We start from the raw sequence: 26,011 nt of genomic DNA on the forward strand, positions 1-26,011 counted from the left end.
GTCATGTTGAATTTTGAAAAGCTGAAAGACGGAAAACAGTTGAACGGACTTGCACTTGCTTATATGGGTGATGCCATTTTTGAAGTATACGTGAGGCATCACCTCCTCCAAACGGGGGCGACCAAACCAAATGAGCTTCATAAACGTGCAAGTAAGATCGTTTCAGCTAAATCTCAGGCCGCTATTTTATTTGAGCTTCAGCAGAAGGGCTTTTTCACAGAAGCAGAAGAAGCGGTGCTGAAAAGAGGAAGAAATGCAAAATCAGGCACAGTGCCTAAAAACACAGACGTTCAAACGTATCGTTATAGTACAGCGTTTGAAGCGCTCATGGGTTATTTATTTATTGAGAAGCAGGACGAACGCTTAGAAGAGTTGATTAGTCAGGCGATTGAAATCGGAACGTCAGGGAGGAAGACAAATGAGTCAGCAACATGATTATGTGATTGGGAAAAATGCAGTGATTGAAACACTGAAGTCAGATCGGGAGTTATACAAGCTCTGGATGGCAGAAAACACTGTAAAAGGACAAGCCCAGCAGGTCATTGAACTCGCGAAAAAGCAAAATATCACCATTCAGTATGTTCCGAGGAAAAAGCTTGATCAGATGGTAACAGGTCAGCACCAGGGAATCGTTGCACAAGTAGCAGCATATGAATATGCAGAATTGGACGATTTGTATCAAATTGCTGAAAAGCGGAATGAACAACCATTTTTCATCATCTTAGATGAAATTGAAGATCCGCACAATTTAGGGTCGATCATGCGTACGGCCGATGCTGTTGGTGCACATGGAATCGTCATTCCAAAACGACGAGCGGTAGGCTTGACGACAACTGTTGCGAAAGCATCTACTGGAGCCATTGAACATATCCCGGTCGCAAAAGTAACCAATCTTTCCAGAGCTCTTGATGAAATGAAAGAAAGAGGAATTTGGGTCGCAGGAACAGATGCATCTGCGAAGCAGGACTACAGACAATTTGATGGCACGATGCCTCTCGCTCTTGTCATCGGCAGTGAAGGGAAAGGAATTGGCCGATTGATTAAGGAAAAATGTGATTTCTTGATTAAATTGCCAATGGCCGGGAAGGTCACTTCATTAAATGCATCAGTTGCCGCTAGTCTATTGATGTATGAAGTGTATCGAAAACGTTATCCGTTAGGAGAATAGAGATGGACATCCTCTTAGTCGATGGATACAACATGATAGGTGCATGGCCTCGTTTGCAGCACTTAAAAGAAAACAGCTTTGAAGAAGCCAGAGACGTGCTGATTCAACATTTAGCAGAATATCAAGCATATACAGGGTATCGAGTCATTGTCGTATTCGATGCCCATATGGTCAAAGGAATCGAAAAGAAGCGGACAAACCACCGAGTAGAGGTCATCTTTACAAGAGAAAATGAAACGGCTGATGAGCGGATTGAAAAACTGGCACAGGACTTGAATAACATTCGGACGCAAATTCATGTGGCGACCTCTGATTATACAGAACAATGGGCGATTTTTGGACAGGGTGCACTTCGTAAGTCAGCACGAGAGCTCTTAAGAGAGATAGAAGTGATTGAACGAAAGATTGAAACACGTGTCAAAAAGATTACTTCTGATAAACCAGCATCCAAAATTGAATTGTCAGAAGATGTATTGAAAACGTTTGAAAAATGGCGGCGGGGAAACTTGGAATAGCTTGACGATATTTCAACCATTATTGTATAATATTTCTATCTAGGTGCGGTCGGGGGGATCGAAGTGAATCTAAACAACAGCAAGGGTAAGTCCATCAGAGAGCAATTTTGCCAGTTGGAAGATGAACAAGTCATTGAAAGGGTTCATGTCGGAGATAGTGATGCGCTAGATTATTTAATAACGAAATACCGCAATTTTGTACGTGCGAAAGCAAGATCTTATTTCTTGATTGGAGCGGATCGAGAGGACATTGTCCAAGAGGGGATGATCGGACTTTATAAGTCTATCCGCGATTTCAGAGAGGACAAGCTTACTTCATTTAAGGCTTTTGCAGAATTATGTATTACCCGCCAAATTATCACCGCAATTAAAACAGCTACTCGCCAAAAACATATCCCGTTAAATTCCTATGTATCATTAGACAAGCCGATATACGATGAAGAATCGGACAGAACATTATTGGACGTCATTTCCGGTGCTAAAGCGCTTAACCCAGAAGATTTAATCATTAGCAAAGAAGAATTTGATGATATTGAAATGAAAATGGGTGAATTACTAAGCGAGCTGGAAAGAAAGGTACTTGTGCTTTATCTTGATGGCAGGTCCTATCAGGAGATTTCTGAAGATTTAAACCGTCATGTGAAATCAATTGATAACGCACTCCAAAGAGTAAAGAGAAAATTAGAGAAATATTTAGAGCTGCGCGAGATCAGTCTCTAATCAAACCTATATTGACAGCTTTTTCGACACTGTGATAAGGTACTAAGGAAATGATGTCGAGAAAATAGGTGTAAATATGAGGAAAAAGATTACTCTAGCCTGTAAAGACTGCGGAAGCCGCAATTATACGACAATGAAAAGTGTTGCTTCAGCAGCTGAAAGATTAGAAGTTAAGAAATATTGCAAGACTTGTAATTCACATAAAACACATTTAGAAACGAAGTAGGATTTGCGTTCTTTAATCTGTGGAGGTCTTTTACATGCGTATTATCAGTTTCTTAAAAAGTGTCGGGAAAGAAATGAAAAAGGTCAGCTGGCCAAAGAAAAACGAAATGGTCCGCTACACGATCACTGTTATTTTAACAGTCGTATTTTTTGCCATCTTTTTCTCTTTTCTTGATATAGGAATCTCACAATTAATCGAATTAATTCATTAATACTTGAATAATGGTCTGCTGAACGTGCTATAATAGATCATAATATGACTTGCCAAAAAACCCGTTTTACGGGTTTTTTCAATTGCTTGAAAATATTTACCGGTACTCGAGATTCGTCAAATAGACATTACGAAATGTGGGGAGGGAAGGACTAAATAGTCCTGAACGAAAATGGAAAAGAATTGGTATGTTGTGCATACGTACTCTGGCTATGAGAACAAAGTGAAAGCGAACTTGGAAAAGCGTGTTGAATCAATGGGCATGCAGGATAAAATTTTCCGCGTTGTTGTACCAGAAGAAGAAGAAACGGACATTAAAAACGGTAAGAAAAAAGTAGTGAAAAAGAAAGTATTCCCTGGATATGTGCTAGTAGAAATCGTCATGACTGACGATTCTTGGTATGTCGTTCGTAATACACCAGGTGTGACAGGATTCGTTGGATCAGCTGGATCAGGCTCTAAGCCGACAGCGTTATTACCTGGCGAAGCGGAAACCATTCTGAAGAGAATGGGACTTGAAGAGCGCAAGACAGAAATCGACTTTGAACTAAAAGAAACAGTCAAGGTCATCGATGGACCATTTGCTAACTTCACAGGCTCTATCGAAGAGATTGATTATGATAAAAGCAAAGTCAAAGTATTCGTTAATATGTTTGGTAGAGAAACTCCTGTGGAACTTGAGTTCACTCAGATCGATAAATTGTAATTTAAAAGAGCTTGAAATGAGTGTATAGAAGTGGTAATATAGCAAAGGTACGTCTTGAGTTCGCTCAAGATCGCTAGCTAGTTATTTCGTCATTCATATAAAGAATGAAGTTGTTGAGTGGGAGGGGGATTCCCCTATTACCACATCACGGACTTTAAGGAGGTGTGTCTCGTGGCTAAAAAAGTAGTAAAAGTTGTTAAATTGCAAATTCCTGCTGGAAAAGCTAACCCAGCTCCACCAGTTGGACCTGCACTAGGTCAAGCCGGTGTTAATATCATGGGATTCTGTAAGGAGTTTAACGCTCGTACAGCTGACCAAGCTGGTCTTATCATTCCTGTTGAAATTTCGGTTTTTGAAGACCGTTCATTTACATTTATTACTAAAACTCCACCTGCTGCAGTATTACTTAAAAAAGCAGCTGGTATTGAGTCTGGTTCTGGTGAACCTAACCGTAATAAAGTGGCAACTGTTAAGCGTGATAAAGTACGCGAAATCGCGGAAACAAAAATGCCTGACTTAAACGCTGCTAGCGTTGAATCAGCTATGCGCATGGTTGAAGGTACTGCACGCAGTATGGGTATTGTCATCGAAGATTAATTTTTTGTCTTGTTGGGTTGCGAGTTTGGTTTTGACAAGTTCGCAACCCTTATTCGTGGGAGGTTATTCCGCTAAAACCACATAAGGAGGATTTTATAATGGCTAAAAAAGGTAAAAAGTATGTAGAAGCTGCTAAGCTGATCGATCGTACAAAAGCGTATGATGTTGCTGAAGCTGTTTCTCTTACAAAAAAAGCAAATACAGCGAAATTTGATGCGACTGTAGAAGTTGCTTTTCGTTTGGGCGTAGACCCTCGTAAAAACGATCAACAAATCCGCGGTGCAGTTGTACTTCCTAACGGAACTGGTAAAACTCAACGCGTTCTTGTGTTCGCTAAAGGCGAAAAAGCAAAAGAAGCAGAAGCTGCTGGAGCAGACTACGTTGGAGATTCTGATTACATCACTAAAATCCAACAAGGCTGGTTCGAATTCGATGTAATCGTTGCGACACCTGACATGATGGGTGAAGTTGGTAAGATCGGTCGTGTACTTGGACCAAAAGGTCTTATGCCAAACCCTAAAACAGGAACTGTAACTTTCGAAGTAGAAAAAGCAATCAATGAAATCAAAGCTGGTAAAGTAGAATACCGCGTTGATAAAGCTGGTAACATCCACGCGCCAATCGGAAAGGTTTCTTTCGAGGACGAAAAGCTTGTTGAGAACTTTGCAACAATCTATGACACAATCCTTAAAGCAAAACCTGCAGCGGCTAAAGGTGTATACGTGAAAAACGTTTCTGTTACATCTACTATGGGCCCTGGCGTGAAAGTGGATCCATCTTCTTTCTCTGCAAAATAATTCTTGACTTATCACAATCGTTTTGATAATATCAAAATGTTGTAAAATAGAATAATCATTTATACCGTAGACAGCAGGGGCCTTATGGCTTAATTAACCCGCCGAGGTGTATATGTCACAGTCTTACGTTAACGTATGCTTGTATATACAGCCTCCATGTCTTAATGGAGGCTTTTTATATGGAGAACCGTTCGTTAGGAACGTGATGGCCTGATCGGTATAAGTGTTACACAAAGAATGTACAGGAGGTGTAACCATGAGCAATGCAATCGATACTAAAAAAGTTGTCGTTGATGAAATTACTTCTAAATTTAAAGACAGTATGTCTACTGTAATCGTAGATTACCGCGGTCTTTCAGTTTCTGAAGTGACTGAACTTCGTAAACAGCTTCGTGATGCTGGCGTAGAATTCAAAGTTTACAAAAATACTTTGACTCGCCGTGCAGTTGAACAAGTTGAACTAACGGGTTTAAACGATTTCTTAACAGGTCCAAACGCTATCGCATTCAGTAACGAAGATGTTATCGCACCTGCGAAAATCATCAACGAATTTGCGAAAAGCCACGAAGCTTTAGAAATCAAAGCTGGTGTTATCGAAGGAAACGTAGCGACTGTAGAAGAAGTGAAGGCTCTTGCGGAACTTCCGTCTCGCGAAGGCTTACTTTCTATGTTGCTTAGCGTTCTTCAAGCTCCAGTTCGTAACCTTGCTCTTGCTACTAAAGCAGTTGCAGATCAAAAAGAAGAACAAGGCGCTTAATGCGTACTTGACGTAAAAAAACTTAAAATGGAGGAATTACAAATGGCTTTAAATATCGAAGAAATCATTGCTTCAGTTAAAGAAGCAACTGTACTTGAGTTAAACGACTTAGTAAAAGCAATCGAAGAAGAATTTGGCGTAACTGCTGCTGCTCCTGTAGCTGTAGCTGCTGGTGGCGGTGCTGCTGCTGAAGAAAAAACTGATTTTGATCTAGTACTTGCTGGTGCTGGAGACCAAAAAATCAAAGTTATCAAAGTGGTTCGTGAAATCACTGGTCTTGGCTTGAAAGAAGCTAAAGAACTTGTTGACAACACTCCAAAACCACTTAAAGAAGGTATTGCTAAAGAAGAAGCTGAAGAACTTAAAGCTAAGCTTGAAGAAGTTGGCGCTTCTGTAGAAGTTAAGTAATCTTCGCCTAATCTTTTGGGAAAGCTCGCTTTTACTGGCGGGCTTTTTCTTTTCTTATCTCCTGAAACGATTGAATCCAGAGGAGGTCCATTCACCATGAGTGACCACTATTATACGGAAAAGCCATCAGTGAAAAGCAATAAACAGACATGGGACTTCACCTTGAGAAACCGTAGCTTTACTTTTACAAGTGACAGTGGAGTGTTTTCTAAGAAAGAAGTCGACTATGGTTCGAGGCTTTTAATTGAAGCTTTTGAAGAACCTGACTTGGATGGCGACGTCTTAGATGTCGGTTGCGGTTATGGACCGATCGGCTTATCGTTAGCAAACGAAATGACAGGCCGCACCATTCATATGATTGATGTGAACGAAAGAGCAGTCGAACTTTCAAAGGAAAACGCTAAGCATAATCGCATTGATAATGTCCGCATCTATCAAAGTGATTTGTTCTCGAATGTTCATTCATCAGCTGCTTTTGCCTCTATACTGACCAATCCCCCAATACGGGCAGGGAAGAAAGTAGTACATGCGATCTTTGAAAAAAGTGCTGATCATTTATTGCCGGAAGGTGAGTTGTGGGTGGTTATTCAGAAAAAACAAGGTGGACCATCTGCGATTGAGAAATTAGAGCAGCTTTTTGGAGAAGTGACGGTCGTTATGAAAAAAAAGGGCTACTATATTATCAAAGCTAAAAAAGTTTGACGCAGTTTCCTAGCTGTGTTAACATTATAAAATGCCAATGTGTATATTTTGCTTGATAGGCTTAAAAAACAACTATTTTGTATAAATTATGCATACTTGGGAAAACTAATAAAATCGGTATTTGTTTTTGGATGTGGTTTTCTTATTTTAGAAACCCTTTTTTCTTTTGTCTTGTAAAAGTATTTCTTTACTGACATTTGAAAGACAGAAATACTTTTTACACATATAATACGCATGATTTGAGGGGTGAATCAGTTGACAGGTCAACTAGTTCAGTATGGACGACACCGCCAGCGCAGAAGCTACGCACGCATAAGCGAAGTGTTAGAATTACCAAATCTCATTGAAATTCAAACCTCTTCTTATCAGTGGTTTCTTGATGAGGGTCTTAGAGAGATGTTTCAAGATATATCCCCAATTGAGGATTTTACTGGTAACCTTTCTCTTGAATTCATTGATTACAGCCTAGGGGATCCTAAGTATCCTGTAGCAGAATCAAAAGAACGTGATGTAACTTACTCTGCTCCACTAAGAGTAAAAGTTCGTTTAATTAACAAAGAAACTGGAGAAGTAAAAGACCAAGATGTGTTTATGGGTGATTTCCCAATCATGACAGACACAGGTACTTTTATCATTAATGGTGCGGAACGTGTAATCGTTTCTCAGTTAGTACGTTCTCCAAGTGTATATTTCAGTGGTAAAGTAGACAAAAACGGTAAAAAAGGTTTTACTGCGACTGTCATTCCAAACCGTGGCGCATGGTTAGAATACGAAACTGATGCGAAGGATGTAGTCTATGTACGCATCGATCGCACACGTAAGTTGCCGGTTACGGTTCTTTTGCGTGCTCTCGGCTTCAGCTCTGATCAAGAGATTCTTGACCTCATTGGCGAGAATGAATACCTACGCAATACGTTGGAAAAAGACAATACAGAGAATGCCGATAAAGCACTTCTCGAAATCTACGAGCGTCTTCGTCCCGGAGAGCCACCAACTGTTGAAAATGCGAAAAGCTTGCTAGACTCTCGCTTCTTTGATCCGAAGAGATATGACCTAGCAAATGTTGGACGCTACAAGATTAATAAGAAGCTTCATATTAAAAATAGACTATTCAATCAAAAATTGGCTGAAACGCTAGTTGATCCTGAAACAGGTGAAATCCTAGCAGAAAAAGGTCAAATTTTAGATAGAAGAGTGCTTGATAAAGTTCTTCCATACTTAGAAAACGGCATCGGATTTAGAAAGCTTTATCCAAATGGTGGCGTAGTAGAGGATGAAGTAGAACTTCAATCTATCAAGATTTATGCACCAACTGATCAAGAAGGCGAGCAAGTGATCAACGTGATTGGTAATGCATATGTAGAGGAAGCTGTGAAGAACATCACGCCTTCTGACATCATTGCTTCAATCAGTTACTTCTTTAACCTGCTTCATGGAGTAGGTGACACAGATGATATCGATCACCTTGGTAACCGTCGTCTGCGTTCTGTAGGTGAACTTCTGCAAAACCAATTCCGTATTGGTTTAAGCAGAATGGAGCGTGTTGTTCGTGAAAGAATGTCGATTCAAGACACGAACACGATCACACCTCAGCAGCTGATCAACATCCGTCCTGTGATCGCTTCTATCAAAGAATTCTTTGGTAGCTCTCAGCTTTCTCAGTTCATGGATCAAACAAACCCGCTTGCTGAATTGACACACAAACGTCGTCTATCAGCGCTTGGACCGGGTGGTTTGACACGTGAGCGTGCAGGAATGGAAGTTCGTGACGTTCACTATTCTCACTATGGTCGTATGTGTCCGATTGAAACACCAGAGGGTCCAAACATTGGTTTGATCAACTCTCTATCTTCATTTGCGAAAGTGAACCGCTTCGGATTTATCGAAACACCTTACCGTCGGGTTGATCCTGAAACAGGTAAAGTGACGCCGAGAATCGATTACTTAACCGCTGATGAAGAGGATAACTACGTTGTAGCACAAGCGAACGCTCAGCTAGCTGATGATGGTTCGTTTATCGATGATAACATTATCGCTCGTTTTAGAGGGGAAAACACCGTTGTTCCTCGAAACCGCGTTGACTACATGGACGTTTCGCCGAAGCAGGTTGTTTCTGCAGCGACAGCATGTATCCCATTCTTAGAAAACGATGACTCTAACCGTGCTCTAATGGGAGCGAACATGCAACGTCAGGCTGTGCCTTTGATGCAGCCGGAATCACCGATTGTTGGTACAGGTATGGAGTATGTATCAGGTAAAGACTCTGGTGCTGCTGTGATCTGCCGTTACCCAGGTGTTGTAGAACGTGTTGAAGCGAAGAATATTTGGGTTCGCCGTTATGAAGACGTTGACGGACAACAAGTCAAAGGAAACCTAGACAAATACAGCTTGCTGAAATTTGTCCGCTCTAACCAAGGGACTTGCTACAACCAGCGCCCAATTGTAAGTGTTGGAGATGAAGTCGTCAAAGGGGAAATCCTTGCAGACGGTCCTTCTATGGAAAAAGGTGAATTGGCTCTAGGACGTAACGTCATGGTCGGCTTCATGACTTGGGACGGTTACAACTATGAGGATGCGATCATTATGAGTGAGCGCCTTGTAAAAGATGACGTCTACACTTCTATTCATATTGAAGAATATGAATCAGAAGCTCGTGATACAAAGCTTGGACCAGAAGAAATTACGCGTGATATTCCAAACGTTGGGGAAGATGCTTTACGCAACCTTGACGAGCGTGGAATCATCCGTATTGGTGCAGAAGTAAAAGACGGAGACCTTCTTGTCGGGAAAGTAACGCCTAAAGGTGTAACAGAACTAACAGCTGAAGAACGTCTATTACATGCAATCTTCGGTGAAAAGGCTCGTGAAGTACGTGATACGTCTCTACGTGTACCACACGGCGGCGGCGGAATCATCCATGATGTCAAAGTCTTTAACCGTGAAGATGGAGATGAATTACCACCAGGTGTTAACCAGCTAGTCCGTGTATACATCGTTCAGAAGCGTAAAATTTCTGAAGGTGACAAAATGGCCGGACGACATGGTAACAAAGGTGTTATCTCTAAGATTCTTCCAGAAGAAGATATGCCGTATCTTCCAGATGGAACACCGATTGATATCATGTTAAACCCTCTAGGGGTACCATCTCGTATGAATATCGGTCAGGTACTTGAGCTTCATATGGGTATGGCTGCACGTTACCTAGGCATCCACATTGCGTCACCAGTATTTGATGGTGCGCGTGAGGAAGATGTTTGGGAAACGCTTGAAGAAGCAGGTATGTCCCGTGATGCGAAAACAGTCCTTTATGACGGTCGAACTGGTGAACCATTCGATAACCGTGTATCAGTCGGAATCATGTACATGATCAAACTGGCTCACATGGTTGACGATAAACTTCACGCTCGTTCAACTGGACCATACTCACTTGTTACGCAGCAGCCACTGGGCGGTAAAGCACAGTTTGGTGGACAGCGTTTCGGAGAGATGGAAGTATGGGCACTTGAAGCTTACGGTGCAGCATATACACTTCAAGAAATCTTAACTGTAAAATCGGATGACGTTGTGGGTCGTGTGAAAACATACGAAGCGATCGTCAAAGGGGATAACGTACCTGAACCAGGTGTCCCTGAATCATTCAAAGTATTAATTAAAGAACTTCAAAGTTTAGGTATGGATGTGAAAATCCTATCTGGCGATGAAGAAGAGATAGAAATGAGAGATTTAGAAGACGATGAGGAAACGAAGAAAGCAGACGGATTAGCGTTATCTAATGACGAAGATGCTGCAGACCTCGCACCTGTCGATCTTGAACGTGACGCAGTCACAAAAGAATAGCAGAAACGATTAGAGCAAGTGACTAGGGTATAACCCGAAGATTAAAAGGGAGGTAGGCCCCTTGCTAGATGTGAACAATTTTGAGTATATGAACATCGGTCTCGCATCACCTGATAAAATCCGTTCTTGGTCTTTTGGTGAAGTGAAAAAGCCTGAAACGATTAACTATCGTACACTGAAACCGGAAAAAGATGGTCTCTTTTGTGAACGTATCTTCGGACCGCAAAAAGACTGGGAATGTCATTGTGGAAAGTATAAACGCGTTCGTTATAAGGGTGTTGTATGTGACCGTTGTGGTGTAGAAGTAACACGGGCAAAAGTCCGTCGTGAGAGAATGGGGCATATCGAACTGGCTGCCCCAGTTTCCCACATTTGGTATTTCAAAGGTATCCCAAGCCGTATGGGTCTTGTTCTAGATATGTCACCACGTGCGTTAGAAGAAGTGATTTACTTCGCTTCTTACGTCGTGACTGATCCGGGCAACACACCGCTTGAGAAGAAACAACTTCTTTCTGAGAAAGAATTCCGTGCTTATTTAGATAAATACGGTAACACCTTCCAAGCAGCTATGGGTGCAGAAGCAATTAACAAACTTCTTCAAGATATCGATCTTGTGAAAGAAGTAGATACACTCAAAGAAGAGCTAAAAACAGCTCAAGGACAGCGTCGTACACGTGCGATCAAACGCCTTGAAGTGTTGGAAGCTTTCCGTAACTCAGGAAACAAACCGTCTTGGATGATCCTTGATGTACTTCCGGTTATTCCACCAGAATTACGTCCGATGGTTCAGCTTGATGGCGGACGTTTTGCTACTTCTGACTTGAACGACCTTTATCGTCGTGTCATCAACCGTAACAATCGTCTGAAACGTTTATTAGATCTTGGCGCGCCAAGCATCATCGTTCAGAACGAGAAGCGTATGCTTCAAGAAGCTGTCGATGCTTTGATTGATAATGGACGTAGAGGCCGACCAGTAACAGGACCAGGAAATAGACCATTGAAATCTCTTTCTCACATGCTGAAAGGGAAACAAGGGCGTTTCCGTCAAAACTTGCTTGGTAAACGTGTTGACTATTCTGGACGTTCCGTTATCGTCGTTGGACCACATTTGAAAATGTATCAGTGTGGACTTCCGAAAGAAATGGCTCTTGAACTATTCAAACCATTCGTGATGAAGGAGCTTGTTGAAAAAGGATTAGCTCACAACATTAAGAGCGCGAAACGTAAGATTGAGCGCGTGCAGCCGGAAGTTTGGGATGTTTTAGAATCAGTGATTCGTGAGCATCCAGTCTTACTAAACCGTGCACCAACTCTTCACAGACTTGGTATTCAAGCGTTTGAACCTACACTTGTGGAAGGACGCGCAATTCGTCTGCATCCACTTGTATGTACTGCCTACAACGCTGACTTTGATGGTGACCAAATGGCGGTTCACGTACCATTATCTGCTGAAGCTCAAGCTGAAGCTCGTATCTTAATGCTTGCTGCTCAAAACATTTTGAACCCGAAAGATGGAAAACCTGTTGTTACGCCATCTCAGGATATGGTGCTAGGTAACTACTACCTTACACTTGAGCGTAAAGGTGCTATCGGAGAAGGTATGGTCTTCAAAGATACGAACGAAGCCCTTCTAGCTTATCAAAATGGGTATGTGCATCTTCATACACGTGTAGCTGTTGCAGCTAACTCGTTGAAGAATGTGACATTCACTGATGAACAGCGTTCTAAATTGTTGATTACAACAGTTGGAAAACTAATCTTTAACGAAATCTTACCGGAATCATTCCCTTACATGAATGAGCCGACAAAGAGCAATATTGAAGAAAAAACGCCTGACCGCTTCTTCCTTGAAAAAGGAGAAGATGTCAAAGCTGCGATCGAGAAACAAGAAATCAATGCGCCGTTCAAAAAAGGTATTTTAGGTAAAATCATTGCGGAAATCTTTAAGAGATTCCATATCACTGAGACATCTAAAATGCTTGACCGCATGAAAAATCTTGGTTTCAAATACTCTACTAAAGCGGGTATTACGGTTGGGGTGTCTGATATCGTCGTATTAGATGATAAACAGAAGATCCTCGAAGAAGCGCAAGCAAAAGTAGATAACGTCATGAAGCAATTCAGACGTGGTTTGATTACTGAAGAAGAGCGTTACGAGAGAGTCATTTCGATCTGGAGTTCTTCTAAAGATGTCATCCAAGGTAAACTGATGAAGTCCCTTGATGAAGTCAACCCTATCTACATGATGAGTGACTCTGGAGCGCGTGGTAACGCATCTAACTTCACTCAGCTGGCTGGTATGCGTGGTCTGATGGCCAACCCGGCTGGACGTATCATTGAACTTCCGATCAAATCTAGTTTCCGTGAAGGTTTAACCGTATTGGAATACTTTATTTCTACTCACGGAGCGCGTAAAGGTCTTGCCGATACAGCTCTTAAAACAGCTGACTCTGGTTACCTCACGCGTCGTCTCGTTGACGTTGCGCAGGATGTTATCATCCGTGAAACAGATTGCGGTACAGACCGTGGAATCTTGGCGAAGTCCATTAAAGAAGGAAATGAAATTATTGAGAAACTTGAAGAACGTCTTATCGGACGTTTTGCAAGAAAACCAATTGTTCATCCTGAAACGGGCGAAGTCATTGTTGGCGAAAACGAACTAATTGATGAAGATAAAGCACTTGAAGTAGTTGAAGCAGGAATCGAGGAAGTATGGATCCGTTCTGCATTTACATGTAACACGCCTCATGGTGTATGTAAACGATGCTACGGCCGTAACCTTGCAACTGGTACTGACGTTGAAGTCGGTGAAGCAGTTGGAATCATCGCTGCACAATCGATCGGTGAGCCAGGAACACAGCTTACAATGCGTACGTTCCACACCGGTGGGGTAGCAGGAGACGATATCACTCAAGGTTTACCTCGTATCCAAGAGTTATTTGAAGCGCGTAATCCGAAAGGGCAGGCAACCATTTCTGAAATTGATGGTGTCGTTGCTGAAATTAACGATGTTCGTGACAAGCAACAGGAAATTGTGGTTCAAGGCGAAGTTGAAACTCGCTCTTACACAGCTCCTTACAATGCACGTCTGAAAGTTGTTGAAGGTGACAAAGTCACTCGTGGTCAAGTACTGACAGAAGGTTCAATCGATCCGAAAGAACTTCTTAAAGTGACTGATATGACAGCTGTTCAAGAATATCTGCTTCATGAAGTACAAAAAGTATACCGTATGCAAGGGGTAGAAATCGGAGATAAGCACGTAGAAGTAATGGTTCGCCAAATGCTTCGTAAAGTGCGTGTCGCTGATGCAGGGGATACAGATGTATTACCAGGCACACTTCTTGATGTACACCAATTCACAGAAGCGAACAAAAAAGTACTATTCGAAGGCAAACGCCCTGCAACAGGCCGTCCAGTTCTTCTTGGTATTACAAAAGCATCGCTTGAAACAGACTCATTCTTGTCTGCAGCATCCTTCCAAGAAACGACTCGTGTCCTAACAGATGCGGCGATCAAAGGAAAACGTGATGAACTGCTTGGCTTGAAAGAGAATGTCATCATCGGTAAACTTGTTCCTGCTGGAACTGGAATGCCAAACTACCGTAAAGTTAAGCCGGTTTCACAAGTGCAGCCGTCTGACGATATGGTTCCTGTAGAGTAATCTTTCTCTTAAGATTTCTATAAAAATCATCAAAAAATGGTGAAGGATGTCAAGATTATCTGTCAAACGATATTGACATCCTTCTGCCATGATGATAATATAACCAAGGTGCTCAAAATAAAACCTGTTACTTTGGAGGATATTCGATGTCTTATGATAAAGTATCACAGGCTCAATCCATTATTATTGGTACGAAGCAAACAGTAAAAGCTCTGAAACGAGATTCAGTGAAGGAAATCGTCGTAGCGAAAGATGCTGATCCTGCTTTAACCGCTAGTGTAATGAAACTAGCGCAAGAGAAGGGTGTAGACATTTTAGTGGTAGATTCCATGAAAAAGCTCGGCAAGGCCTGCGGAATTGAAGTTGGGGCAGCAGCTGTTGCCATTATGTTATAGCGTACTTGTTTTGTTTTTGCATGCTTAAAATGCAAAAGCATTGTTTTTTGCCTTTTGATGAACCACCTGGGTATGTGGGTTATAAAAAAAGTAATGAAGGGAGGAATAACAACATGCCTACAATTAATCAGCTAATACGCAAAGGACGCGTGAGTAAAGTTGAAAACTCAAAGTCTCCTGCACTTAACAAAGGATACAACAGTTTCAAAAAAGAGCACACTAACGTAACATCTCCACAGAAGCGCGGGGTTTGTACTCGTGTCGGTACAATGACACCGAAAAAACCAAACTCAGCACTACGTAAATATGCTCGTGTACGTTTGTCTAACCTGATTGAGGTAACAGCTTACATTCCTGGTATCGGACATAACCTACAAGAGCACAGTGTAGTACTTATCCGTGGCGGACGTGTAAAAGACTTACCGGGTGTACGTTACCACATCGTTCGTGGTGCGCTTGATACTGCCGGAGTTGACGGTCGTATGCAAGGACGTTCTAAATACGGAACAAAACGCCCTAAACAAAGTAAATAATATAAACAAACATAAGGGTTTTTAGAAGTTGAGTTCAGATCAGTGGAGTCAGACAGTTGACAATGAAATTGAGATGAAAGACAGATAGAAATCCTTTTAAAAGAGAAGGGAGGCTATTCAGATGCCACGTAAAGGTCCTGTAGCAAAAAGAGACGTTTTGCCAGATCCAATTTACAATTCTAAACTTGTATCTCGTTTGATCAACAAAATGATGATCGACGGTAAAAGAGGAAAGTCACAAACTATTCTCTACAAGTCATTTGATATCATCAAAGAACGTACTGGTAATGAAGCGATGGAGGTTTTCGAACAAGCCTTGAAAAACATCATGCCAGTTCTTGAAGTTAAAGCACGTCGTGTAGGTGGAGCTAACTACCAAGTTCCTGTAGAAGTTCGCCCAGATCGTCGTACGACTTTAGGTCTTCGCTGGTTAGTAAACTACGCTCGTCTTCGTGGAGAAAAAACGATGGAAGAGCGTCTTGCTAACGAAATCCTTGACGCAGCTAACAACACTGGTGCTGCTGTTAAGAAACGTGAAGATACACACAAAATGGCAGAAGCGAACAAAGCATTCGCTCACTACCGCTGGTAGGATTTATACCAAACTAAAAAAACTATTCCCTAATAAGGAAGGAGAAATTACCCAATGGCAAGAGAGTTCTCCTTAGACAAAACTCGTAATATTGGTATCATGGCTCACATCGATGCCGGTAAAACGACAACGACTGAGCGTATCTTGTACTACACTGGTCGTATCCATAAAATTGGTGAAACTCACGAAGGAGCTTCACAAATGGACTGGATGGAGCAGGAGCAAGAACGTGGTATTACAATCACTTCTGCTGCTACTACAGCACAATGGAAAGGTTACCGTGTAAACATCATTGATACACCAGGACACGTAGACTTCACTGTTGAAGTTGAACGTTCTTTGCGTGTACTTGATGGTGCGGTTGCTGTTCTTGATGCACAATCAGGTGTAGAGCCTCAAACTGAAACAGTTTGGCGCCAAGCAACAACTTACGGAGTACCTCGTATCGTATTCGTTAACAAAATGGATAAAACCGGTGCGGACTTCCTTTACTCTGTAAGCACATTAAGAGATCGTCTTCAAGCGAACGCTCATGCAATTCAATTGCCGATCGGCGCTGAAGATCAATTCGAAGGAATCATCGACCTTGTAGAAAACGTAGCATACTTCTACGAAGATGACCTTGGAACTCGCTCTGATGCACAAGAAATCCCTGCTGAGTATAAAGACAAAGCTGAAGAGCTTCGCAGCAGCTTGATTGAAGCTGTCGCTGAGCTTGATGAAGAGCTTATGGAAAAATACCTTGAGGGTGAAGAAATCACAATTCCTGAATTGAAAGCTGCAATCCGTAAAGGAACTTTGAATGTTGAATTCTACCCAGTTCTTGTTGGATCTGCTTTCAAAAACAAAGGTGTTCAGCTTGTACTTGACGCTGTGCTTGACTACCTTCCTGCACCAACTGATGTTGCTGCAATCAAAGGTACATTGCCAGATACAAATGAAGAGGTTGTACGTGAGTCTACTGATGACGCACCATTCGCAGCTCTTGCATTTAAAGTTATGACTGACCCTTATGTTGGGAAACTAACTTTCTTCCGCGTATACTCTGGAACACTTGATTCTGGTTCTTACGTGAAGAACTCTTCTAAGAACAAGCGTGAGCGTGTTGGACGTATCCTTCAAATGCACGCAAACAGCCGTGAAGAAATCTCTACTGTATATGCAGGGGATATCGCAGCAGCTGTTGGTCTTAAAGATACATCTACTGGTGATACTCTTTGTGACGAGAAAAATCTTGTTATCCTTGAGTCTATGGAATTCCCAGAGCCAGTTATCGATGTAGCTATCGAGCCTAAATCTAAGGCTGACCAAGATAAAATGGGTATCGCTTTAGCTAAACTAGCTGAAGAGGATCCAACATTCCGTACACAAACAAACACTGAAACTGGTCAAACGATCATCTCTGGTATGGGTGAGCTTCACCTTGATATCATTGTTGACCGTATGAAGCGTGAGTTCAAGGTTGAAGCTAACGTAGGAGCTCCTCAAGTTGCGTACCGTGAAACATTCCGTTCTAGTGCAAAAGTTGAAGGTAAATTCGTACGTCAGTCTGGTGGACGCGGTCAGTTCGGACACGTTTGGATCGAATTCGAACCAAACGAAGAAGGCGCAGGCTTCGAATTCACAAATGCAATCGTCGGTGGGGTTGTTCCACGTGAATACATTCCAGCAATTCAAGCAGGTCTTGAAGATTCACTAGAAAATGGTGTATTAGCTGGATTCCCATTAATCGACATCAAAGCAAAATTATTCGATGGATCTTACCACGATGTTGACTCTAACGAAATGGCGTTTAAAATTGCTGCATCTATGGCATTGAAAAATGCTGTCAGCAAATGTAACCCAGTTCTACTTGAGCCAATGATGAAAGTAGAAGTCGTTATCCCAGAAGAATACATGGGAGACATCATGGGTGATATCACATCTCGTCGTGGACGTGTAGAAGGTATGGAAGCTCGCGGTAACGCTCAAGTTGTTCGCGCTATGGTTCCACTTTCTGAAATGTTCGGATATGCAACTGCACTCCGTTCTAACACACAAGGACGCGGTACTTTCACTATGCACATGGATCACTACGAAGAAGTGCCTAAGAGCATCAGTGAAGAAATCATCAAAAAAAATAAAGGTGAATAATTGATTTTGCCTTTAAACTAAAGTATAACTACTATTGAAGATCAGAAAGTGGGAGGTAACTCTTCACTTTCTATCACTCATACCAAATACAATGAACCTTTAAGGAGGATTTTTAGAATGGCTAAAGAAAAATTCGACCGTTCCAAATCGCATGCTAACATTGGTACAATTGGACACGTTGACCATGGTAAAACAACTCTAACTGCTGCTATCTCAACAGTTCTTCATAAGAAATCTGGTAAAGGTACAGCTATGGCTTATGACCAAATCGATGGTGCTCCAGAAGAGCGCGAGCGTGGAATCACAATCTCAACTGCACACGTTGAGTATGAAACTGAAACTCGTCACTATGCACACGTAGACTGCCCAGGACACGCTGACTATGTTAAAAACATGATCACTGGTGCTGCTCAAATGGACGGCGCGATCTTAGTAGTATCTGCTGCTGATGGTCCAATGCCACAAACACGTGAGCACATCCTACTTTCTCGTAACGTAGGTGTTCCTTACATCGTAGTATTCCTTAACAAATGTGACATGGTTGACGATGAAGAGTTACTTGAACTTGTTGAAATGGAAGTTCGTGACCTTCTTTCTGACTATGACTTCCCTGGTGATGATGTACCAGTTATCAAAGGTTCTGCTCTTAAAGCTCTTGAAGGTGATGCTGATTACGAAGCAAAAATCTTCGAACTTATGGATGCGGTTGATGAGTACATCCCAACTCCAGAGCGTGACACTGAGAAGCCATTCATGATGCCAGTTGAGGACGTATTCTCAATCACTGGTCGTGGAACAGTTGCTACTGGTCGTGTTGAGCGTGGACAAGTTAAAGTCGGTGACGAAGTTGAAATCATCGGTCTTCAAGAAGAAAACGGTAAAACAACTGTTACAGGTGTTGAAATGTTCCGTAAACTTCTTGACTATGCTGAAGCTGGTGACAACATCGGTGCACTACTTCGTGGTGTATCTCGTGAAGATATCCAACGTGGTCAAGTACTTGCTAAACCAGGTACAATCACTCCACATAGCCGTTTCAAAGCTGAAGTTTATGTACTTTCTAAAGAAGAGGGTGGACGTCATACTCCATTCTTCACTAACTACCGTCCGCAGTTCTACTTCCGTACAACTGACGTAACTGGTATCGTACATCTTCCAGAAGGTACTGAAATGGTAATGCCTGGCGATAACACTGAGATGGAAGTTGAACTTATCTCTACTATCGCTATCGAAGAAGGAACTCGTTTCTCTATCCGTGAGGGTGGACGTACTGTAGGTTCTGGCGTCGTTTCTACTATCATTAAGTAATAACAGTTAAAAGAGACTCCTTGCAAAAGGGTCTCTTTTTTTGCTTTTCCAGTGCATAACGGCTACTATAAGCTATAGAATCTAAATGGAACCGAGAGGATCACTGGAATGGCGAAGACAATGTTGAAAAAGTGGCCGATTGGCGGTCTTGATCAATGGATTATGATAAAAGAAGATCAAGCAGAAAAAACAAAACCTGTTTTATTATTTTTACACGGTGGCCCAGGCTCAGCTCAAATGAGTTATATCGATTCCTTTCATAAGGAACTTGATCAAGACTTCACTGTTGTTCATTGGGACCAGCGCGGTGCAGGACTGTCTTATCAAAAAAACATTCCTGAGTCTTCTATGACCATTGGGCAATTCGTAGAGGATACGATTGAGCTTACAGAAAAACTGCTTTCTTATAATGATCAAACGAAAATATACATTGCAGGTTATTCATGGGGATCATTAATAGCGATACAAGCTGTACATAAACGACCAGATTTGTATCATGCCTATTATGGGATTAGTCAGGTGGTTGAAGTATTAAAAGAGGATATTGTATCGTACGAACTTCTTCTAAAAAAATATCAAGGAAAGCATTTCTTCACTAGGTGTCTAAGATTGCTGACACCACCCCCTTGGAAACGCACCTCTGCTCATGCTTTGTTCTCTCTATACAAAGAGTTCGCAAAAGTAGGGCTCACGCATAGGTGGAAGCCACTTTTTCAAATGCTGTATGCATTTCTTGTTAGTAAGCATTATCAGCTAAAAGATAAGTGGAAATTCCTTATGGGACAGAAGTATAGCCAGGATTTACTGTGGGACGAGCTGATGAACGAAAGCATTCAATACCGAGTTTCTTCTATATTAATACCCTGCTACTTTATCATCGGGGAACATGACTTGATTACACCAGCTGCTGTATCAAAACCATATGTTGATCAACTTACAGCACCAATAAAAGAGTGGTTTACTTTTAAAGAATCTGCGCATTCTCCGCATATTGAAGAGCCAGAAGAATTTATTCGTATCGTCAGGAAGACAGCTACACATCATCTTCAGGGAAAGCTTGATTTATAGGCTGAACCCCTGTATAATATGAAAAGTGTGCAAATCATAAATTTATCCGATTTATTATTGCAACACGCAGGCCAATTTGGTACAATAGTGCATGTTGGTCTTTGACTGCGATGAAGTGAGAGGTTGCTGACACACCCGGCCGCTTTGCCATGGCAAGGTGATCAGGTTTTTCTCACGGAGAACTGTCTAACGTAAGTAGGCGAAAAGGAGGGAAAATAATGGCAAAACAAAAAATTCGTATTCGTTTAAAAGCATATGATCATAGAATTCTTGATCAATCTGCTGAGAAGATTGTTGAAACGGCTAAGCGTTCTGGTGCTAGTGTATCTGGTCCAATCCCGCTTCCAACTGAAAAATCAGTTTACACAATCCTTCGTGCGGTGCATAAGTACAAAGATTCTCGTGAGCAATTCGAGATGCGTACTCACAAACGTCTAATCGACATCGTGAATCCAACTCCGCAAACAGTTGATGCACTTATGCGTTTAGATTTACCATCCGGTGTAGATATCGAAATCAAACTTTAATTCAAATAGAAAACACATATTATAGGAGGTGTGACGAATGACCAAAGGAATCTTAGGTAGAAAAATTGGTATGACGCAAGTATTCGCAGAAAACGGTGATCTTATCCCTGTAACTGTTGTTGAGGCTGCTGCTAACGTTGTTCTTCAGAAGAAGACTACTGACACGGATGGCTATGAAGCAATCCAAATCGGTTTTGACGACAAACGTGAGAAGCTTTCTAACAAACCAGAGAAAGGCCACGTTGCTAAAGCGGAAACTGCTCCTAAGCGCTTCGTAAAAGAATTACGCGGTGTGGAGTTAGATGCGTATGAAGTTGGTCAGGAAGTCAAAGTTGATATTTTCGCAAATGGAGATATCGTAGATGTAACAGGAACATCAAAAGGTAAAGGATTCCAAGGGGCTATCAAACGCCACGGACAATCACGCGGACCAATGACTCACGGTTCACGTTACCACCGTCGTCCTGGTTCAATGGGACCTGTTGATCCAAACCGAGTATTCAAAGGTAAACTTCTTCCAGGACGTATGGGCGGAGAGCAAATCACTGTCCAAAATCTTGAGATCGTTAAAGTTGATGCAGAACGCAATCTTCTTTTGATCAAAGGAAACGTACCAGGAGCTAAAAAATCTCTAGTAACTGTAAAGAGTGCAGTTAAAACTAAATAACTCTCTTAGGAAAGGAGGAAACAAGTCATGCCAAAAGTAGCATTATTTAACCAAAACGGTTCTACTAACGGTGAAATCGAATTAAACGCTTCTGTGTTTGGAATTGAGCCAAACGAAAGCGTAGTATTCGATGCTATTCTTATGCAAAGAGCTTCCTTACGTCAAGGAACTCACAAAGTAAAAACTCGTTCTGAAGTACGTGGCGGAGGTCGTAAACCTTGGAGACAGAAGGGTACAGGTCGTGCTCGTCAAGGTTCTATCCGTTCACCACAATGGCGCGGAGGCGGTATCGTATTCGGTCCAACACCACGTAGCTATTCTTATAAATTACCTAAAAAAGTTCGCCGCTTGGCTATCAAGTCAGTATTGTCTTCTAAAGTAATCGACAACAACATCATCGTTCTTGAAGATCTTACTCTTGATGCAGTGAAAACGAAAGAATTCGCAGGCATCCTTAAAGGGTTATCTGTTGAGAAGAAAGCGTTGATCGTCACTGCGGATGCAAACGAAACAGTTGCTTTATCTGCTCGTAACATCCCTGGAGTAACAGTTGTTGAAGCTAACGGTATCAACGTTCTTGACGTTGTCAACCACGACAAACTTCTGATCACTAAAGCAGCGGTTGAAAAAGTAGAGGAGGGACTTGCATAATGAAAGATCCTCGTGATGTTCTAAAGCGCCCTATCATTACTGAACGTTCTGCTGATCTAATGACAGAGAAGAAGTACACGTTCGAAGTTGATGTCAGAGCTAACAAGACAGAAGTGAAAGACGCTGTTGAAGAAATCTTTGGAGTGAAAGTTGAGAAAGTCAACGTTCAAAACTACAAAGGTAAATCAAAACGCGTTGGACGCTACACTGGTATGACTAGCCGTCGCAGAAAAGCGATCGTGAAATTAACTGCTGACAGCAAAGAAATCGAAATTTTTGAAGCGTAAATCTTAAAAAGAAGGAGGGAAATTCAAAATGGCGATTAAAAAGTATAAACCAACCAGTAATGGTCGTCGTGGCATGACTACTTCAGATTTTGCTGAAATCACGACTGACAAACCAGAAAAATCGTTGCTTGCACCGCTTCACAGAAAAGGCGGACGTAACAACCAAGGTAGATTGACTGTTCGTCATCAAGGTGGCGGTCACAAACGTCAATACCGTATCATCGACTTTAAGCGTGATAAAGACGGTATACCTGGACGCGTTGCTACAATCGAGTATGATCCAAACCGTTCAGCGAACATCGCTCTTGTAAACTATGCAGATGGTGAGAAACGTTACATTCTTGCTCCGAAAGGAATCCAAGTTGGTACTGAAGTTACTTCTGGACCAGAAGCTGACATCAAACCAGGTAATGCTCTTCCACTTATCAACATCCCAGTTGGTACAGTTGTGCATAACATTGAATTAAAACCAGGTAAAGGTGGACAATTAGTTCGTTCTGCTGGTACTTCTGCTCAAGTTCTAGGTAAAGAAGGTAAATACGTTCTTGTACGTTTGAACTCTGGTGAAGTACGCATGATCCTTTCTGCTTGCCGTGCGACTATCGGTCAAGTTGGAAACGAACAACACGAACTAATCAACATCGGTAAAGCTGGACGTTCTCGCTGGAAAGGCGTACGCCCAACAGTTCGTGGTTCTGTAATGAACCCTAACGATCACCCACACGGCGGTGGTGAAGGACGCGCTCCAATCGGACGTAAATCACCAATGTCTCCATGGGGTAAACCGACTCTTGGATTCAAGACTCGTAAGAAAACCAACAAGTCTGATAAATTCATTGTACGTCGTCGTAAAAACAAGTAACGGGGTTGTCTACGGTTCATTTAGGACCGTAGTTCAATCACGAAGGGAGGTTCCACAATGGCTCGCAGCTTAAAAAAAGGACCATTTGTTGATGATCATTTGATGGCTAAAGTCGAGAAATTGAATGAAACTGACAAAAAGCAAGTCGTAAAAACTTGGTCTCGTCGTTCTACAATTTTCCCACAATTCATCGGTCACACAATCGCTGTCTATGACGGACGCAAACATGTACCTGTTTTCATTTCTGAAGATATGGTAGGTCACAAATTGGGCGAATTCGCACCAAGCCGTACTTACAAAGGTCATGCTAGTGACGATAAAAAAACAAGACGCTAATGAGAGGAGGCTTTTAAATGCAAGCTAAAGCTGTCGCAAGAACAGTCCGTATTGCTCCTCGTAAAGCACGTCTAGTAATGGACCTGATCCGAGGTAAGCAAGTAGGAGAAGCAGTTTCTATCTTAAACCTTACACCTAAGGCTGCTTCACCAATTATTGAAAAAGTATTAAAATCTGCTATCGCAAATGCTGAGCACAACTACGAGTTGGACGCTAACAGCCTAGTGATTACTCAAGCATTCGTTGACGAAGGTCCAACACTTAAGAGATTCCGTCCACGTGCTATGGGTCGTGCGAGCGCAATTAACAAACGTACTAGCCACATTACAATCGTTGTATCAGAAAAGAAGGAGGGATAATCCGTGGGTCAAAAGGTAAATCCAGTAGGTCTTCGTATTGGCGTCATTCGTGATTGGGAATCTAAATGGTTCGCAGGAAAAGATTACGCTGACTTCTTACATGAAGACTTGAAAATCCGTGAATTCATCAGCAAGCGTTTGTCTGACGCGTCTGTTTCTAAAGTAGAAATCGAACGTGCTGCAAACCGCGTAAATATCACAATCCACACGGCTAAACCAGGTATGGTAATTGGTAAAGGCGGATCTGAAGTTGAAGCACTTCGTAAAGCTCTTAACAGCCTAACTGGCAAACGTGTACACATCAACATTCTTGAAATCAAGAGAGCAGATCTTGATGCTCAGCTAGTTGCTGAAAACATCGCTCGTCAACTTGAAAATCGTATTTCATTCCGTCGTGCACAAAAACAAACAATCCAACGCACAATGCGTGCTGGAGCACAAGGAATCAAAACAATGGTTTCTGGTCGTCTTGGCGGTGCAGATATTGCTCGTTCTGAATATTACAGTGAAGGTACTGTTCCATTGCACACACTTCGTGCTGACATCGACTATGCTACTGCTGAAGCTGATACTACTTATGGTAAGCTTGGCGTAAAAGTATGGATCTATCGTGGAGAAGTCCTTCCAACTAAGAAGAATACTGCGGAAGGAGGAAAATAATATGTTATTGCCAAAACGCGTGAAGTATCGCAGAGAACATCGTGGAAAAATGCGTGGTCGTGCAAAAGGCGGCACTGAAGTACATTTCGGTGAGTTCGGTATCCAAGCTCTTGAAGCTTCTTGGATCACTAACCGTCAAATCGAAGCTGCTCGTATTGCTATGACTCGTTACATGAAACGTGGCGGTAAAGTTTGGATCAAAATTTTCCCTTCTAAGCCATACACTGCTAAACCTCTAGAGGTCCGCATGGGTTCCGGTAAAGGTGCTCCAGAAGGCTGGGTAGCTGTAGTAAAACCGGGCAAAGTTTTATTTGAAATTTCTGGTGTGTCTGAAGAAGTTGCTCGTGAAGCTCTTCGTCTTGCATCTCACAAATTGCCAATTAAAACGAAGTTCGTAAAACGTGAAGAAATTGGTGGTGAATCAAATGAAAGCTAATGAAATTCGTGACCTTACCACTGCTGAAATTGAACAAAAAGTAAAGTCTCTTAAAGAAGAACTTTTCAATCTTCGTTTCCAATTAGCGACTGGGCAGCTTGAAAACACTGCTCGCATTCGTGAAGTGCGTAAATCAATCGCACGCATGAAAACTGTGATTCGTCAAAGAGAAATCGCTGCTAATAAATAATAATTAGAGGGGAGGCCCCGCAAACATGAGCGAACGTAACCAACGTAAAGTGTATCAAGGTCGTGTTGTTTCTGACAAAATGGATAAAACCATCACTGTTGTAGTTGAAACATACAAAAAGCATTCACTTTATGGCAAACGTGTAAGATACTCTAAAAAGTTCAAAGCACATGATGAAAACAACCAAGCAAAAATCGGAGACATCGTAAAGGTCATGGAAACTCGTCCATTATCTGCGACTAAACGCTTTCGTCTAGTTGAAGTTGTCGAAGAAGCTGTTATTATCTAATAAAGTTCGGATTTCTTTTTCCGAAGGGAGGTAACATTAATGATTCAACAGGAGACTCGTTTAAAAGTAGCTGACAACTCTGGCGCACGCGAAGTACTAACGATTAAAGTTCTTGGTGGCTCTGGACGTAAAACGGCTAACATCGGTGATGTCATTGTTTGTACGGTTAAACAAGCAACACCAGGAGGCGTTGTCAAAAAAGGTGAAGTTGTGAAAGCAGTTATCGTTCGTACTAAGAGCGGAGCTCGCAGAAACGATGGATCTTACATCAGTTTTGATGAAAATGCATGTGTCATCATCCGTGACGACAAGAGCCCACGTGGAACTCGTATCTTCGGACCAGTAGCACGTGAACTTCGTGAAAACAACTATATGAAAATTGTTTCTTTAGCACCAGAAGTACTTTAATGAATA

Annotated in this window: 32 protein-coding genes and 1 other annotated feature; all 32 genes read left to right on the top strand. The window is 42.0% G+C overall.

All coding sequences use genetic code 11. The features are described from left to right. Window positions 1-3: 3 nt before the first annotated feature. Entirely contained in the window at window positions 4-435 is a 432-nt protein-coding gene (locus NST24_RS00630) for a Mini-ribonuclease 3 (RefSeq protein ID WP_008345428.1), read from the top strand. Next, window positions 419-1,168: a 23S rRNA (guanosine(2251)-2'-O)-methyltransferase RlmB gene (gene rlmB, locus NST24_RS00635; protein ID WP_017359163.1), complete on the top strand. Its 750-nt coding sequence runs from the start codon at window positions 419-421 to the stop codon at window positions 1,166-1,168. The genes NST24_RS00630 and rlmB overlap by 17 nt, the downstream gene beginning before the upstream one ends. 2 nt (window positions 1,169-1,170) lie before the next feature. Beyond that, a complete protein-coding gene (gene rae1, locus NST24_RS00640) occupies window positions 1,171-1,683 on the top strand; it encodes a ribosome-dependent mRNA decay endonuclease Rae1/YacP (RefSeq protein ID WP_007496285.1) in 513 nt (170 codons plus the stop codon). A 63-nt stretch (window positions 1,684-1,746) separates the two neighbouring features. Continuing rightward, entirely contained in the window at window positions 1,747-2,403 is a 657-nt protein-coding gene (sigH, locus tag NST24_RS00645) for an RNA polymerase sporulation sigma factor SigH (RefSeq protein WP_008345424.1), read from the top strand. A 76-nt stretch (window positions 2,404-2,479) separates the two neighbouring features. Then, complete coding sequence (rpmG, locus tag NST24_RS00650; RefSeq protein WP_008356502.1) at window positions 2,480-2,629, top strand: 50S ribosomal protein L33; 150 nt, start codon at window positions 2,480-2,482, stop codon at window positions 2,627-2,629. A 34-nt stretch (window positions 2,630-2,663) separates the two neighbouring features. Further along, a complete protein-coding gene (secE, locus tag NST24_RS00655; protein WP_008345422.1) occupies window positions 2,664-2,840 on the top strand; it encodes a preprotein translocase subunit SecE in 177 nt (58 codons plus the stop codon). A gap of 171 nt (window positions 2,841-3,011) precedes the next feature. After that, complete coding sequence (gene nusG, locus NST24_RS00660; RefSeq protein ID WP_003217197.1) at window positions 3,012-3,545, top strand: transcription termination/antitermination protein NusG; 534 nt, start codon at window positions 3,012-3,014, stop codon at window positions 3,543-3,545. A 171-nt stretch (window positions 3,546-3,716) separates the two neighbouring features. Next, window positions 3,717-4,142: a 50S ribosomal protein L11 gene (gene rplK, locus NST24_RS00665; protein ID WP_003216956.1), complete on the top strand. Its 426-nt coding sequence runs from the start codon at window positions 3,717-3,719 to the stop codon at window positions 4,140-4,142. A 98-nt stretch (window positions 4,143-4,240) separates the two neighbouring features. Further along, window positions 4,241-4,939, top strand: a complete 699-nt coding sequence (gene rplA, locus NST24_RS00670; RefSeq protein WP_017359164.1) for a 50S ribosomal protein L1 — start codon at window positions 4,241-4,243, stop codon at window positions 4,937-4,939. A gap of 46 nt (window positions 4,940-4,985) precedes the next feature. Continuing rightward, window positions 4,986-5,126, top strand: a sequence feature (ribosomal protein L10 leader region). 69 nt (window positions 5,127-5,195) lie between these two features. Continuing rightward, on the top strand, window positions 5,196-5,696 hold the full coding sequence (gene rplJ, locus NST24_RS00675; protein WP_003217048.1) for a 50S ribosomal protein L10: 501 nt from the start codon (window positions 5,196-5,198) through the stop codon (window positions 5,694-5,696). Between the two features lie 42 nt (window positions 5,697-5,738). Beyond that, a complete protein-coding gene (gene rplL / locus NST24_RS00680; RefSeq protein ID WP_008345418.1) occupies window positions 5,739-6,104 on the top strand; it encodes a 50S ribosomal protein L7/L12 in 366 nt (121 codons plus the stop codon). A gap of 96 nt (window positions 6,105-6,200) precedes the next feature. Continuing rightward, on the top strand, window positions 6,201-6,806 hold the full coding sequence (locus NST24_RS00685; protein WP_007496296.1) for a class I SAM-dependent methyltransferase: 606 nt from the start codon (window positions 6,201-6,203) through the stop codon (window positions 6,804-6,806). Between the two features lie 255 nt (window positions 6,807-7,061). After that, the gene (rpoB, locus tag NST24_RS00690) at window positions 7,062-10,643 is read left to right on the top strand and encodes a DNA-directed RNA polymerase subunit beta (protein ID WP_024425866.1); all 3,582 of its coding nucleotides are present in this window, start codon (window positions 7,062-7,064) and stop codon (window positions 10,641-10,643) included. Between the two features lie 61 nt (window positions 10,644-10,704). Then, window positions 10,705-14,304, top strand: a complete 3,600-nt coding sequence (gene rpoC / locus NST24_RS00695) for a DNA-directed RNA polymerase subunit beta' (protein WP_007496298.1) — start codon at window positions 10,705-10,707, stop codon at window positions 14,302-14,304. Between the two features lie 146 nt (window positions 14,305-14,450). Beyond that, window positions 14,451-14,699 carry a 50S ribosomal protein L7ae-like protein gene (locus tag NST24_RS00700; protein ID WP_008345416.1) on the top strand — a complete coding sequence of 83 codons (249 nt, stop codon included), beginning with the start codon at window positions 14,451-14,453 and terminating at the stop codon, window positions 14,697-14,699. A gap of 113 nt (window positions 14,700-14,812) precedes the next feature. Further along, window positions 14,813-15,232 (top strand): 30S ribosomal protein S12, encoded by a 420-nt coding sequence (rpsL, locus tag NST24_RS00705; protein ID WP_003216962.1) that lies wholly within the window; start codon window positions 14,813-14,815, stop codon window positions 15,230-15,232. Between the two features lie 121 nt (window positions 15,233-15,353). Further along, window positions 15,354-15,824 carry a 30S ribosomal protein S7 gene (gene rpsG / locus NST24_RS00710; RefSeq protein WP_003216884.1) on the top strand — a complete coding sequence of 157 codons (471 nt, stop codon included), beginning with the start codon at window positions 15,354-15,356 and terminating at the stop codon, window positions 15,822-15,824. Between the two features lie 54 nt (window positions 15,825-15,878). Continuing rightward, entirely contained in the window at window positions 15,879-17,957 is a 2,079-nt protein-coding gene (gene fusA, locus NST24_RS00715) for an elongation factor G (protein WP_007496301.1), read from the top strand. A 117-nt stretch (window positions 17,958-18,074) separates the two neighbouring features. Further along, on the top strand, window positions 18,075-19,265 hold the full coding sequence (gene tuf / locus NST24_RS00720; protein WP_007496302.1) for an elongation factor Tu: 1,191 nt from the start codon (window positions 18,075-18,077) through the stop codon (window positions 19,263-19,265). Between the two features lie 108 nt (window positions 19,266-19,373). Further along, window positions 19,374-20,333, top strand: coding sequence for an alpha/beta hydrolase (locus NST24_RS00725; protein WP_342462172.1), 960 nt, complete (start codon window positions 19,374-19,376; stop codon window positions 20,331-20,333). 218 nt (window positions 20,334-20,551) lie between these two features. Then, the gene (gene rpsJ / locus NST24_RS00730) at window positions 20,552-20,860 is read left to right on the top strand and encodes a 30S ribosomal protein S10 (protein WP_003156464.1); all 309 of its coding nucleotides are present in this window, start codon (window positions 20,552-20,554) and stop codon (window positions 20,858-20,860) included. Between the two features lie 37 nt (window positions 20,861-20,897). Further along, window positions 20,898-21,527 carry a 50S ribosomal protein L3 gene (gene rplC, locus NST24_RS00735; protein WP_007496311.1) on the top strand — a complete coding sequence of 210 codons (630 nt, stop codon included), beginning with the start codon at window positions 20,898-20,900 and terminating at the stop codon, window positions 21,525-21,527. A gap of 27 nt (window positions 21,528-21,554) precedes the next feature. Next, a complete protein-coding gene (gene rplD / locus NST24_RS00740) occupies window positions 21,555-22,178 on the top strand; it encodes a 50S ribosomal protein L4 (RefSeq protein WP_007496312.1) in 624 nt (207 codons plus the stop codon). Next, entirely contained in the window at window positions 22,178-22,465 is a 288-nt protein-coding gene (gene rplW / locus NST24_RS00745; RefSeq protein ID WP_003217016.1) for a 50S ribosomal protein L23, read from the top strand. The genes rplD and rplW overlap by 1 nt, the downstream gene beginning before the upstream one ends. A gap of 28 nt (window positions 22,466-22,493) precedes the next feature. Next, window positions 22,494-23,327 (top strand): 50S ribosomal protein L2, encoded by an 834-nt coding sequence (gene rplB, locus NST24_RS00750; protein WP_007496314.1) that lies wholly within the window; start codon window positions 22,494-22,496, stop codon window positions 23,325-23,327. Window positions 23,328-23,384: 57 nt separating this feature from the next. Further along, window positions 23,385-23,663 (top strand): 30S ribosomal protein S19, encoded by a 279-nt coding sequence (gene rpsS / locus NST24_RS00755; protein WP_003216920.1) that lies wholly within the window; start codon window positions 23,385-23,387, stop codon window positions 23,661-23,663. A gap of 17 nt (window positions 23,664-23,680) precedes the next feature. After that, window positions 23,681-24,022 (top strand): 50S ribosomal protein L22, encoded by a 342-nt coding sequence (gene rplV, locus NST24_RS00760; protein ID WP_007496316.1) that lies wholly within the window; start codon window positions 23,681-23,683, stop codon window positions 24,020-24,022. Between the two features lie 3 nt (window positions 24,023-24,025). Next, complete coding sequence (rpsC, locus tag NST24_RS00765) at window positions 24,026-24,682, top strand: 30S ribosomal protein S3 (RefSeq protein ID WP_003217241.1); 657 nt, start codon at window positions 24,026-24,028, stop codon at window positions 24,680-24,682. A gap of 1 nt (window position 24,683) precedes the next feature. Beyond that, the gene (gene rplP, locus NST24_RS00770) at window positions 24,684-25,118 is read left to right on the top strand and encodes a 50S ribosomal protein L16 (RefSeq protein ID WP_003225801.1); all 435 of its coding nucleotides are present in this window, start codon (window positions 24,684-24,686) and stop codon (window positions 25,116-25,118) included. Beyond that, on the top strand, window positions 25,108-25,308 hold the full coding sequence (gene rpmC, locus NST24_RS00775) for a 50S ribosomal protein L29 (RefSeq protein WP_003217155.1): 201 nt from the start codon (window positions 25,108-25,110) through the stop codon (window positions 25,306-25,308). The genes rplP and rpmC overlap by 11 nt, the downstream gene beginning before the upstream one ends. 25 nt (window positions 25,309-25,333) lie before the next feature. Next, window positions 25,334-25,597, top strand: coding sequence for a 30S ribosomal protein S17 (gene rpsQ, locus NST24_RS00780; protein WP_003216906.1), 264 nt, complete (start codon window positions 25,334-25,336; stop codon window positions 25,595-25,597). Between the two features lie 39 nt (window positions 25,598-25,636). Beyond that, window positions 25,637-26,005: a 50S ribosomal protein L14 gene (gene rplN / locus NST24_RS00785; protein ID WP_003216882.1), complete on the top strand. Its 369-nt coding sequence runs from the start codon at window positions 25,637-25,639 to the stop codon at window positions 26,003-26,005. Window positions 26,006-26,011 lie beyond the last annotated feature (6 nt).

It is taken from the genome of Bacillus sp. FSL R5-0286, assembly GCF_038593245.1.
Taxonomy (GTDB): Bacteria; Bacillota; Bacilli; order Bacillales; family Bacillaceae; genus Bacillus; species Bacillus altitudinis.